Here is a 12,683-nt window from a genome sequence, read left to right as displayed (position 1 = left end):
CGGTCACGCGCTGGCCGCACTCTCATGCTTATTGAAGTGAATATTTTGGCGGCGGATCCTTCTGCCGCCGACGTTTTTTGCTCGCAGTTTGCATACGCAGTAGAATTCGAGGTCGAATAAAATGGCGTCTCCATGGAAACTTCTTGCTGGGCTGGTGTCACGGCGACGCCAGCAGAAGCAAGAACGCGGCTCGACCGATGATGTGAAGCCGGACGTATCATCCATCGCCGAGCTGACTGAAGCGCCGGCCGACAATCGGTTGAGCGCCGTGGATCGTGCGGCCAACGAAAAGCCCTTCATTCACGAAGAACGCGAGGCGGTGTCAGTGGACCCGCATCATGCCGAGGAAGCGGTAAGCATTGTTGACGATACCGCAGATGTCGAAAGCGCCAGGCCCGTGGAAGCGGCTGACCCGGCTTTGTCCAATGAGGCCGATACAGCCGCGCATGCAGAACCAAAAGTCTTTCGAGTTGGCGAAGGTCAAACGCGAAAGCGCATGCGGGGCAAGAAACCGGAAACTATTGCAGTCGTTGTCCCACCCGCTCCCACCGCTTTCGGCGATGCAATCAATCTCGACGAAGAAATCAGGCTTCTCCGGTACCAGTTGGCACGCAAGCTTCAAATGCAAAATGCACAATTGAAGAGGATGCTGGAACGTTTCGAACGCTGAACCTGTCATAAACCCATGCTCCGGACCTTGGGCATGGGCGGCGTGTCAAACGCATTTCCTAGCTTGGCCACAAACGCACTTGGAGGGAAAGCCCAAAGGGGCTTTTATCGCGGTTCAGCGGCGCCTCGTCCTCGGTCAGACATTGGTTTTTTCTAAAGTATGGAACATTTGCGTAGCCGAACACGGAGAACGACGCATTGCGGCAGCAGCAGCTCCCGCGATCTTGGCAAGGGACTCAGAAGCCCGCGACCTTGGCGAGTGCCCGCTTCTCGCGGCGGCGCTGGACTGAAGAGGCGATGTTCATTGCCTCCCGGTATTTCGCAACCGTGCGGCGGGCGAGATCGACGCCGCCCTTCTTCAGCATGTCGACGATATCGTCATCGGAAAGCACCGCCTCAGGGCTCTCCTGCAGGATCAGCGCACGGATCTTGTGACGCACGGCCTCGGCCGAATGACTGTCGCCGCCCGCGACCGCGCTGATCGAGACAGTGAAGAAATATTTGAGTTCGAAGAGGCCGCGCGGCGTCAGCATATATTTGTTCGACGTGACGCGGCTGACGGTGGATTCATGCATCTTGATCGCCTCGGCGACCGTTTTCAGGTTCAGCGGGCGCAGATAGTCGACGCCATGCAGCAGGAAGGCGTCCTGCTGGCGGACGATTTCACTTGCCACCTTCATGATGGTTTTTGCCCGCTGGTCGAGGCTGCGCGTCAGCCAGTTGGCGCTCTGCAGGCAATCGGAGAGGAAGGCATGATCCTCTCCATTGCGGGTCACGCGGGAAAAATAGGATTGGTTGACCAGCACGCGCGGCAGCGTATCCGGATTGAGCTCGACCAGCCAGCCGCCATCAGAGGAGGCTCTGACGACCACATCCGGCATGATCGCTTCGGAAACACCCGCCTCGAAACCGCTGCCGGGCTTGGGATTGAGCTGGCGGATCTCGCCGAGCATGTCGAGAAGATCTTCCTCGTCGACGCCGCAGAGCCGCTTCAACGTGGCGAAATCACGCCGCGCCAGGAGTTCGAGGTTTTCGACCAGAGCCTGCATGGCGGGGTCATACCGGTCCTTCTGCCTGAGCTGGATCGCCAGGCATTCGGCGAGGCTGCGGGCGAAAACACCCGGCGGATCGAGGCTCTGGAGGGTGGCGAGCACCCGTTCGGCCTGTGCGAGGCTCGTGCCCAGCCTCTCGCCCGCCTCGACGATATCGGCCTGCAGATAACCGCAGTCGTCGAGCTGGTCGACGAAATTCTGCGCGATCAGCCGGTCGGCCATGTCAGGCAGGACGAAGGGGATCTGCTGGGCGAGATGATCACGCAGCGACACCTGGCCGGCGACGAAATCATCGAGATCGTAATCGGCGCCCTCGCCGCTGCCCGGCATCGATTTCCACTGGCTGACGAGCTCCGGCGCATCGAGGCGCTGCGGGGCACCGTCATCAGGAAAGACATTGGTGTAATTGGCGTCGAGTTCATCGTTCAGCCGGCTCGTGCTGGCGCTGCCGCCATTGTCATACCAGTCGCTGGAAAGCGCCTCGGTCCGGTTGTCGTAACCGTCATCCGACCCGGCATCCTCAGGCTGATGAGCATACTCGCCATCTTCGGCCTCGCCGCGTTCGCCGCCCCCCTCGCCGTCATTCGACGGAAATTCGAGCAGCGGGTTCTTCTCGACTTCCTGGGCGATGAACTGGGTGAGTTCAAAATGCGTCATCTGCAGCAACTGGATGGATTGCATCAGTTGCGGTGTCATCCCCAGGGACTGGGTCTGGCGCAGGAAAAGATTGGCGGATTGTTTCACGATAAAGTTCCACTTAATTCGCGGGGCCATGCCTGATCTTCTCAAGTCGCGACAGTTGCTTTCGGCGACGCTGAGAAATCACCTCACTTTCGGAGAAGTAGGTCGCGGCTTGATGCACACTTCAGTGCCTCCTATCTCTGGTCGTCGGTTTTCGACGTGGTGTTTCCAGTAACCACTGCCTCCGAAGCAGATTGGATGCCCAGAAAGAGCTTCGCGTCGCATTTCCGGATTTACTTTCACGCAAAGCTGCCATGCTGCCTTCTCCGCGCGTTCGACCGATGCGATTGTCTCGCACTTTGTATGTCGCCGGCGCCTTTTACCGCTCGGAACGGAATTCAAGATTCGTGCACTGGACGATGATCGACGGCGATATGAGTCTGGCAGTTCTTGGGGCAGACGCGGGCGCACGCTCCGCAGCCGATACATCGGCCGGGATAATCAATGACCATGATCACGCGACTGAGCTCACCATTAAAGTCGTCTTCGCCATCGCAAACACCGAGCATGTCACCTGCCTCATCGATGCCGTGGGGATGCATGACCTCGCGTAAGCAAACCTTGAAGCAGCGACCGCAGCCGATGCACATCGCAGGGTTGATCGAATTCAGATATTCCGGCATCCATCGGGACCCGTCGCGAGTCACGGATGAGCTTGTCATAGATTCCTCCGATTTATCGTGTTCTGCCACTGACAAAGTGGCTGAGGAAGGCCCGCCAATTGTCAGACAAACGCGAGTTGGCAGCTGTCTAACGCCGCAATCTTTACCCAGTGCGGTCCTCCACCTTCGCTTCTGTCTTCCGATCTTGTACTTTCGAACCCAGCGGCTTCCACGAAGGTCCTCGAGTCGCATGTCGCGTCAAATCGTCTGACCGATTCAAACTGCGCTGTCAGTCCCTTCATATCTTGTGTGGCGATGGCAATTCGCGAAGTGCCCACCTGCCGTTTCGTCCGCGTTGATGAAGTCCGCCATTGAAGAGCGAGACGCGACGAATTGATCTCATTATTGCGATTCCCGCCTATCGGTTGAGTCAACTGGGCCGGGGTTCGGAGGGTGGTTAGCCTGAATGATGTTCGCGAAGTCGAAGATCACGTCGCGGGTTCCCCGGTATAATACTGTAAGCTTGTGCTGGCTGCCGAAGCGGTCGAACATGGGGAAACCCACCCGCATCAGCGGAACGCCGAGACGTCTGGCAGCTTCTCGGCCGTGCGAGTGCGTGACGATAAGATCGGCCATTGCGGCGAGACTTTCCAGATCACTGAGATCGCCGACTTTAACGGTTTTCGCCGGTACCATCTCGAGCGCCTTCGAAGTGCCGGTCGTGGTGACCGCGGCCGCAATTTCCGCACCCATGGCAGCAAAAAAGTTGGAGAGCTGGAAAAGTTGATCGGGCTCCGAAGCGATTGCGATCTTCTTGCCTGCCATATGGGAATGTCCGTCGAGCATGGCATCCTGCAACTGCATTCGGTTGCGGCGGACATTGAGCGGTGTCTGTTTGCGTGACATAGCGGCAAGCACGCGAATAAAGCGATCGACGTTTTCTAGGCCCGTCAGCGATCTAAACAGCACGTACGGCACGCCGGTCAGTCTCTGCAGCGCTTCAGCCGGTCGCCGCATATGCTCACCGATTGCGATACACTGCATCGTCGCACCGAGATCGCGGATCTCCTGCAATTTCGTGCCGCCATTCGTTATCGGCATCCATTCTTCGGGGATGGAGCCGTCGAGCGCTCCGGATACGTCGGGCAGAATAACCGGGTCGAGGCCGAAACTTACGGCCGTTTCGCGCAGATGTTCTATGTCAGCAACCGTTAAGTTCCAGCCAGGCAGTATCGCGATCTTCCTCGGATTGCGATACTGCTTGTCAGGTCGCGCTGTTGCCTCGATCACGGCGGTAACAGCTTTAGACCAACCCTCCTCTATGGCGCCGTCAAAGTCAGGCGTGTTGGCGACTACCACTTCGGTGCCCACAAGTTCTATCGCCCGCCTGCGTTTGATGTTTTCGACGTCAACGACGACATCCTCGTCGCGGGCCTCTACCGATGCGGTCGTGCATATCCCGATCAGTCGTGGCCTTGTGCGGGCTTTGAGGCTGAGAATTGCCTCTTCAAGACGATCCGCGCCGCCGACGATTGTCGCGGCTTCGTTCATCGCCGTGGTTTGCAGCGGGATCGCTTCATTGAAGTGCCTCACGAGCAGTGCGAGCGCGAAGCTCGTACATCCCTGGCTTCCATGGAGCAGAGGTATTGCGCCGTCGACGCCCAGAAAGGCGAAGGCAGCACCAAGCGGCTGAGACGACTTCAGGGGGTTGACCGCCGCCGACTTGGTTTGAGATACGACGCGTGCCATAGTACGACCTCAACATTTTTTGCGAGTGATCTCGCGGTTTTGGTTCGACGCGCTTACGCTTCCCTTTTCGCTCGCTTTTCAACGACCAATGCCGGCTCCCATGGCGCCGGCTCGCGCACCTGCGGCCACACCGGATTGTGGATTGCCAGGTCAATTTGTCGAGCAAGTTGCACGATACCCTCATAGCCAGCGTAAGCGTGATGACGCTCCTGGTTGATGTCAAGCCAGGGCAGTTTTGCCTTTAGCGCTATATACTGGGTGCGTCCGCCCGACAGCATGATGTCAGCCTTTCTCTCGAGTAGAAGCGAGAAAAGCTCGCGCGGCGACATCGACTCGAACAGGAGGTTCTCCTCCTTCAGGGTCTGTTTCACTCGCTCCCTATCTTCGAGCGTCGATTTCTTGACTGATGTGCCGACGATCTCCATGCCGATCTCCATCAAGGCATGGACGACCGACCAGGATTTCACGCCGCCTGTATTTAGAAGCACGCGCTTGCCCTCAAGGCGAGGTCGGTACGCTTCCAGCCTCTTCCACACCTTTTCCTCTTCTTCCGCTACAAGGATTTCCGTGCGATGCAAAAGCGAGGGGTCAGCACCCTTCTTTACAAGCAGATCGGCGATCCGCCGGAGCGCCTCCGAGGTGCCGGAGATGCCATAGAAGGAGCCCTCGAAAAACGGAATATCCCAGCGTTCCTGCATCTTACGTGCCAACGTAACGAACGCTGTCGAACACACCGTCATCGCCGCGCGTGAGCGGTGGGCGGAGGCGACTTGCAGATATCGCGCGTCTCCGGGAATACAGGCGCGGACGCGGATGCCGAGCCTATGCAAGAGTGGCTTCACCTGCCAGAACTCACCCGAGAGGTTAAATTCGCCGAGTATGTTGATGTCGCAAAGGCCCGGTTCATCGGGCTCAACCGTACCTATGACATGCTTGAGCAGCGCCTCGCCCGCTAGCTTGTTGCCGAGGTTTTTAGATCCGACAAAACCTGGTGCATTGACCGGCACCACCGGTAAAGCAAATTCGTCCGTCGCTCGCTTGCAAACAACGTCGATGTCGTCACCGATCATCGCTGTAACGCAGGTTGAATAGACAAAAATTGCCGCGGGCGCATACCCATCCTTGATTTCCCGGATCGCTTTAAAGAGCCTCCGTTCGCTGTGTCCCATTACAATGTCGATTTCCGTAAGATCAGTCGTGAAGCTCGTCCGCCAAAGTGTTGGACCTGACGAGGCAGCGCCACGGTTGTCCCAGGAATTTCCCTCGCAGGCGAGCGGCCCGTGAATCAGATGTGCGACATCGGTGATCGGCTGCAGTGCGACCTTGGCGCCGTCGAAAGCGCAACCGCCGACGGCCGTTCCCGGGGCCATTGGCCTCGCGCAATTTCTTCGGCGCGCCTTGGGAAGCTTGCTGCCGCTCCTTTCACTCGCTAGCGCGTGGAAGGCATCTTTGTTTTTGGCGTTGAGCGAGGACATTCGTCTGCCTTCATATCTGGTTGAGAGATAGGCCGCCCGGCCGACCGTCGCTCTTAGCGAGTGAGGTCATACGAATAATCTGTCACACCCGCGTGCATTGTTTCGCGATCGAGGTTGTCGAAGATCTTGTCGAGGATCGCCGTTAGAAGACGCAGTCCGCCTTGGTACCCCATGAGGGGGAATCGATGATGATGGTGCCGGTCGAAAATTGGAAACATCAGCCGAACCAGTGGGGTACCGGTGTCCCGTTCGAGATACTTCCCATAAGAATTTCCGATCAGGAGATCCACCGGCTCTGTGAACAGTAGCGAGCGCAGTGCCCAGAGATCTTTGCCTGGCCAAACCTGTGCATTCTTCCCGAAGGGCGAGGATGCGAGGAGTTCCTTCATCTCGTCCTCCCAAGCTGAGGTGCCATTTGTGGCCAGGCAGTGGGTTGGCTCGCCGCCGGTCTCCATGATGAAGCGCGCCATCGCATAGACGAAATCTGGATCGCCGTAGATCGCGTATTTCTTTCCGTATAGCCAAGCTTGACTGTCCGCCATCGCATCGATGAGTCGGCCGCGCTCCAGACGGATCGCCTCGGGAATTTCTCTGCTGGAAATTTCCGATATCACCATCAGAAGTTCGTCGGTAGCTTCGACGCCGAGAGGGTAGTGGAAGGAAGTCGCCGCTTGTCCAACGTCTCTGCAGTAATCTAACGTCTTGCGAGTGTTGAAATACTGCAGGGACAATGTCCACTCCGCATTCAACGCCGCCTTCACGTCATTGATGCTGGTCCCGCCGTCATACATCCGAAATTTGCCATCGGAAGGCGTATCGAACTGATCTGATGCGTCCTGGATGAACATGTAAGTCACTTGCATCAGGTCAAGCAGGCGTTTTAGTTCGCGATTGTTCCCAACGCAGAAGCCATCAAATCCAGGAATGATGTTGATAGTAGCGGTGGCTTCATTTCGCGCGGTGCCCTTCCAGAAATTCTCCAGCACACCTTTTACCATGCTGTCATAGCCATCGACATGGCTGCCGACAAAGGCAGGTGTGTGGGCGAAGGGGACATCGAAATCGCGCGGGACAGAACCTTCACTTTTGGCGTTTTCGATAAAACCATGCAGGTCATCTCCGATGACCTCGGCCATACATGTGGTCGATACCGCGATCATCTTCGGATTATAAAGCTTGTACGTGTTGGCGAGGCCGTCGACCATATTCTTCAGGCCACCAAATACAGCGGCGTCTTCTGTCATCGATGACGAGACCACCGATGACGGCTCCTTGAAATGGCGCGATAGGTGCGACCTGTAGTAGGCAACGCAACCTTGGCTGCCATGGACGAACGACATCGTTCGTTCGAATCCCGCCGCTGCGAAAACCGCGCCGAGTGGCTGGCAGGCTTTGGCTGGATTAACGACAAGGGCTTGGCGGGCCAAGTTTTTCTCGCGGTATTCCCAGGTCTTCGTGAATTCGCGTTGGTCTGACACGACCTGATCCGGGTGTGGGCATTCGAAGTTCAGCTTTTTCTCGGCCAACATTTGCCTATATTCCGGCTCGCAGAACAAAGGCGCATGGTCGAGAGCTTTCTCAGCTGATTGCGGCATAGGGTCACCTCTTTCGGTCTGGCTGCGACGACATGGTGGCGATCAGAGCCCTTCGGCGCGTAAGGCCTCCCGCGTTTTTATTCGAGGAATATTAGGTCCTCATGCTACTACCACCCGCCGAGGCGCGGTCATTCTTCCACGGCGCGTCGTAAAGACCCCAAACGGGATTGTTGATGGCCATATCCATGTCTCGGGCGAAAATCGAGAAGCCGTCATAACCGTGATACGGGCCAGAATAATCCCAGGAGTGCATCTGACGGAACGGAATGCCCATTTTCTGTACCGGGTATTTTTCTTTAACGCCGGACCCGACGAGATCGGGGCGGATTCCCTCAACGAATTTCTCTAGTTCATAGCCAGTCACATCGTCGTAGATCAGCGTGCCTTCCTTTACGTAATGGCCGGTGCGCTGATAGTCATCGCCATGACCGAATTCGTAGCCTGTTCCTACGATTTCCATACCAAGGTCTTCATAAGCGGTGACGACGTGACGAGGACGCAATCCCCCGACGTAGAGCATCACCCGTTTACCGGAAAGGCGCTGCCAGTATTTGTCGATTACGGCCCAAACGAGGGGTTGGTATCTGGCTATGACCTTTTCAGCTTTTTCTTGGATCTCCGGCCCGAAGTGCTTGGCTATGTTGCGCAGCGAGGCATCGATTTGGGAGTGCCCAAAGAAATTGTACTCCATCCAAGGAATGCCATACTTTTCCTCCATGTGCCTGGAGATATAATTCATCGACCGATAGCAGTGAATGAGGTTGAGTGCCGCTCTCGGCGCGCGCTCCACTTCGGCGAGAGTTGCATCTCCTGACCAGTTGCCGACCACGCGCAATCCGATCTCCTCGAGCAGGATGCGCGAGGCCCATGCATCGCCACCAATGTTATAGTCGCCTATGACATTAACGTCGTAGGGACCTGCCTCGAATTTTATGTCTTTCTTGTCGAAGACCCAATCTCGAATTGCGTCGTTGGCGATGTGGTGGCCAAGCGATTGCGACACGCCACGGAAGCCTTCGCAGCGTACCGGGACAACGGTCGTCGCGTGTTCTTTGGCCTTTTTTCGAGCTACGGCCTCGATATCGTCGCCAATCAGGCCGATCGGACATTCTGATTGCAGGGTGACGCCATTGCTTAGCGGGAAAAGTTCAGCGGTCTCATCGATGACATTTTCCAGTTTCTTGTCACCGCCGAAAACGATGTCCTTCTCCTGGAAATCGGAGGTAAATTGCATCGTCACGAAAGTGTCGATGCCTGTCAGACCGACGTAATAGTTGCGACGTTGCGACCAGGAGTATTGACCACAGCCGACCGGCCCGTGTGAAATGTGAACCATATCCTTGATTGGTCCCCAGACGACACCTTTTGAACCGGCGTAAGCGCAGCCGCGGATCGTCATCACGCCTGGAACAGACTTGATATTCGACTTTACCTCGCATTCGCTAATCGCGTTTGGGTCTTCGCCGGCGTCCTTTTCGCTCGTTGCCAGGCTAAGGTGTTTACTTCGGCGTTTCGCTGCTTTGTCCGGATATTGCGACAGCACATCCGCTATAAGCTTCGCATGTAAATCACTGTCATTGGCGTATTTGAAGGTCATTAACCCAACCCCTTGGAAAATCCGGCTGAAGCCACATCGGCGAAACCTCCCTCACGGGATGGCGGGTGCTTTGCGTGTCGCTGCGCGCTCGTGTCAGTGTGATCACTGGGCAGCTTTCAACTTGGCATCCCTGGCTTGAAGTTCGGCAAGCATCTGCTCGTCGGTCTTCATGATCCCGAAATCGAGAAGCATGTCCTCAAGCTCTTCCATGGTGATGGGGGTCGGGATGGTGCCTTTGCCAGAATTGTCATGTATTCTTTGGGCAAGTGTTCGGTACTCGGCCGCTTGCTGAGAGTCCGGCGCATATTGGATCACCGTCATCTTTCTAAGCTCGGCGTGTTGGACAATGTTGTCGCGTGGCACGAAATGGATGAGCTTAGAATTGAGTTTGGCAGCCAGCGCTTCGGCGAGGTCGAGTTCGCGATCGGTTTGACGCTCGTTACAAATGAGGCCGCCCAGGCGTACGCTGCCGCCTGCAGCATATTTCAGGATGCCCCTGGCGATATTGTTGGCCGCATACAGCGCCATCATCTCGCCGGACATGACGATATAAATTTCCTGAGCTTTGTTTTCACGGATCGGCATCGCGAAGCCGCCGCACACAACGTCACCGAGCACGTCATAAGACACGTAGTCGACATCGTTGTAGGCGCCGTTCTCCTCGAGAAAGTTGATCGACGTGATAACGCCACGTCCCGCGCAGCCGACGCCTGGCTCCGGGCCGCCAGACTCCACGCATTTGATACCTTTATAGCCTACCTTGAGCACGTCTTCGAGTTCAAGATCTTCAACCGAACCTCTCGTTGCAGCGAGATCAAGAACCGTATCCTGGGCCTTCGAGTTCAAGATCAGGCGCGTAGAATCGGCCTTAGGGTCACAGCCGACGATGAGGATCTTCTGCCCATGGTCCACAAGGGCGGCTAGCGTGTTTTGGGATGTAGTGGACTTGCCAATGCCGCCCTTTCCATAGAATGCGATCTGACGCAGAGCTGCCATGTTTGGCGTTCCTTCATGTGTTCGAGGCAATGCGGTTATCCCGCAACGTGGATGCGGAGGCCGTTCCGCTGCCTCGCAATAGCTCACAAGATTCGTGCCAAGCAGGCCGATAGAGATGACGAACAATAATTTACTGCGATTCCAGTTATGTGGGCGCAAAGATGCGGGATTGAGAACAGGAACGCTTGTCACGTAACCGACAAAGGTGATGACAATGTCGAATATCTGACCAGCCGACAGGATGTCTCATTTATCCATGTGTAGCTTCTAGGACCATTGTTCGAACAGCCTGTATCCCATCACCAGACCAGCAGTAACGAATTCTGATCACTTGCGGCAAAGGGCTGTTTCCGGCGATGATCAAGCGCCATGTCACTCGACTACGCCACGGCTAGCGATCCACTTCACGAGGAAGACGTCATTGACGCGGCGTCTGGGCGCGAGCGATGGCAAATGTTCATATAAGTCTCGCTCCAGAAACACGACATTTCAAAGTGGCAGCGAACCCATCGGCCTCGTTCCGCGGCGATGCACGGGTTACCAATTGCAGGCGTGTTGAGGTCCCCGCTGCGTTAGCGGGTGATCTCCTTCAAGTTCCGTCAATTCGCCGAAGCATGTGTTCAACGTTAATTGCGTGGAAGATAAAGCCGAGCTCGCCAAGCGGAGAATCGTATCGGATGTCGTCTATTGTGGCGATCAGGCGGTCAGCATCGATCAGTCCCAGTTCATGCAGCAGGCAACGACGGGATAATTGACTAGTGATCTCGCTAGCACCGATAGTCAGCGAGCCGGTCAGATAGTGTTCGAAATTTTCTCTTATAGAAACTCCGAAGAACCGTTTTGGATATCCAAGCCGTTCCAACATCCGGCGATGCAGCGCCTTTTCGTGCCTCCAGGCCAAAGGCAAACTCCGATAAAATCGTACGGCTTCTGGCTGGGCGAATGGGCTAATTGGCCATATGCCATGGCTCGCAAACAAAGGAGCCCGCGCGGCGTGTGCCTCCAGTACCGAGATCGGCAGAATAGGAAAGGGTGCCCGATCGCAGCTTGCTGCATAGTCGGGCAATTGGTTTTTGAGCACCAGCGTCATGGCGGAGGGAAAGATCGCAGGAAGGAATGCATCGCTAACATTACGAGCGAACTGCTCGTGATTTTGCTCGAAAGCATGGGCCATTAGCAACTCATCACCGCCTGTACCGGTTGCGACCGCCCGCGGGGCTGAGGCAGTTGCGAGCGACTTCAATAGTTGATGGAGAGGCCGCTGCAGATCGGCATTGTAGGGAGCGGGGACGTAGTCGCTACTCACTTCGAACCCACACGGAACCATTGGTATCGTGTCAACACGCAGCGTTTGGTCGCGAAAGCCGAAGTGCTCGATTGCTATTTCGCGCCGCGAAGTCTGTTGACTACGAGCTGGTCCCTCGACCTCCAAGGCATAGGTTTGCAGGGCGTCAGGATGCTGCCCCGCCAAAATGGCGGCAACGACCGCCGAATCCAATCCTCCGCTGAATTCGCTAGCCGTGAGAGCGGGCGTGAGCGGCCAGCGACGCAGCAGGGTGTCGATCAAATGGCATGCTGCGGCGGCAACATCGGCCCCATCCACAAGTGGGGTCGGAATGAAATACGGTGCCGGAGGGGGATATTTCGTCTCCACGGCTCCCATCCTGTCGATGCAAAGTGACGCGCGCTCCGTCAGCATGAAAACACCGCGAAACATCGTGGTTGTTGCATAGGGGAGCGTCCCCACAAGACGCAGGCCAGCTCGGTCCGTGTCGACGTCGGCGAGAGTCATGCCCGAATAAAAGTCCGCTATCGACCAGGAGAGATCAATGCGCTCGCCGCTGACCTTAATATAAAGTGGCGCAACACCCCCATGTCCGGCGCTGAAGGTCACCGTGCCGGAATGGCGATTGATCGAAATTGTCTGATAGTCCAATGGCCATCGCCCAAAAGCACAGAAATCATGCGCTCGTTCTATCGGCCAATCCCTGAGTGCCACAACCTGCCCATTCGCTTCGGCGGAACGCTCGCGGCAGATCAGGACGATTTGATCAGTGGTGTCCCACCGGAAGCTCTCGAGCAAAGGATGGTCTAGGATCTTGATAGAGATGTTGGGGTAGGGCAGCGAGTACATCGGGGGCTCAGCCACGCACTCGAGATGACCTCGGTCAATCGTTCCCTTGAACATGAGTGATCGCTTATTTGAT

9 protein-coding genes are annotated in these 12,683 nt (G+C 56.4%); 1 reads left to right on the top strand and 8 read right to left on the bottom strand.

The window, feature by feature from the left end; genetic code table 11:
* The first annotated feature begins 121 nt into the window (after positions 1-121).
* Positions 122-670, top strand: a complete 549-nt coding sequence (locus N2A41_RS19605; protein WP_131711117.1) for a hypothetical protein — start codon at positions 122-124, stop codon at positions 668-670.
* Between the two features lie 235 nt (positions 671-905).
* Here N2A41_RS19605 and rpoN read toward each other — a convergent pair whose 3' ends face one another.
* From rpoN to N2A41_RS19565, 8 genes are all read right to left on the bottom strand, one after another.
* Complete coding sequence (gene rpoN / locus N2A41_RS19600) at positions 906-2,465, bottom strand: RNA polymerase factor sigma-54 (protein WP_260111075.1); 1,560 nt, start codon at positions 2,463-2,465, stop codon at positions 906-908.
* A 335-nt stretch (positions 2,466-2,800) separates the two neighbouring features.
* Positions 2,801-3,124 (bottom strand): ferredoxin III, nif-specific, encoded by a 324-nt coding sequence (gene fdxB / locus N2A41_RS19595; RefSeq protein ID WP_131586688.1) that lies wholly within the window; start codon positions 3,122-3,124, stop codon positions 2,801-2,803.
* 342 nt (positions 3,125-3,466) lie between these two features.
* The gene (gene nifN / locus N2A41_RS19590; RefSeq protein ID WP_131604700.1) at positions 3,467-4,813 is read right to left on the bottom strand and encodes a nitrogenase iron-molybdenum cofactor biosynthesis protein NifN; all 1,347 of its coding nucleotides are present in this window, start codon (positions 4,811-4,813) and stop codon (positions 3,467-3,469) included.
* Positions 4,814-4,866: 53 nt separating this feature from the next.
* Positions 4,867-6,288, bottom strand: a complete 1,422-nt coding sequence (nifE, locus tag N2A41_RS19585; RefSeq protein WP_131711120.1) for a nitrogenase iron-molybdenum cofactor biosynthesis protein NifE — start codon at positions 6,286-6,288, stop codon at positions 4,867-4,869.
* A 53-nt stretch (positions 6,289-6,341) separates the two neighbouring features.
* A complete protein-coding gene (nifK, locus tag N2A41_RS19580) occupies positions 6,342-7,883 on the bottom strand; it encodes a nitrogenase molybdenum-iron protein subunit beta (protein WP_131711121.1) in 1,542 nt (513 codons plus the stop codon).
* Between the two features lie 91 nt (positions 7,884-7,974).
* Entirely contained in the window at positions 7,975-9,480 is a 1,506-nt protein-coding gene (nifD, locus tag N2A41_RS19575) for a nitrogenase molybdenum-iron protein alpha chain (protein WP_131604698.1), read from the bottom strand.
* 102 nt (positions 9,481-9,582) lie between these two features.
* Positions 9,583-10,476 (bottom strand): nitrogenase iron protein, encoded by an 894-nt coding sequence (gene nifH, locus N2A41_RS19570; protein ID WP_011654205.1) that lies wholly within the window; start codon positions 10,474-10,476, stop codon positions 9,583-9,585.
* Between the two features lie 589 nt (positions 10,477-11,065).
* Positions 11,066-12,664: an asparagine synthase-related protein gene (locus tag N2A41_RS19565; RefSeq protein WP_131711122.1), complete on the bottom strand. Its 1,599-nt coding sequence runs from the start codon at positions 12,662-12,664 to the stop codon at positions 11,066-11,068.
* Positions 12,665-12,683: the final 19 nt, after the last annotated feature.

The sequence above is a fragment of the Rhizobium sp. SRDI969 genome (assembly GCF_025152725.1).
Classification (GTDB): Bacteria; Pseudomonadota; Alphaproteobacteria; order Rhizobiales; family Rhizobiaceae; genus Rhizobium; species Rhizobium leguminosarum_I.
This window is presented reverse-complemented; position numbering and strand designations above follow the sequence as displayed.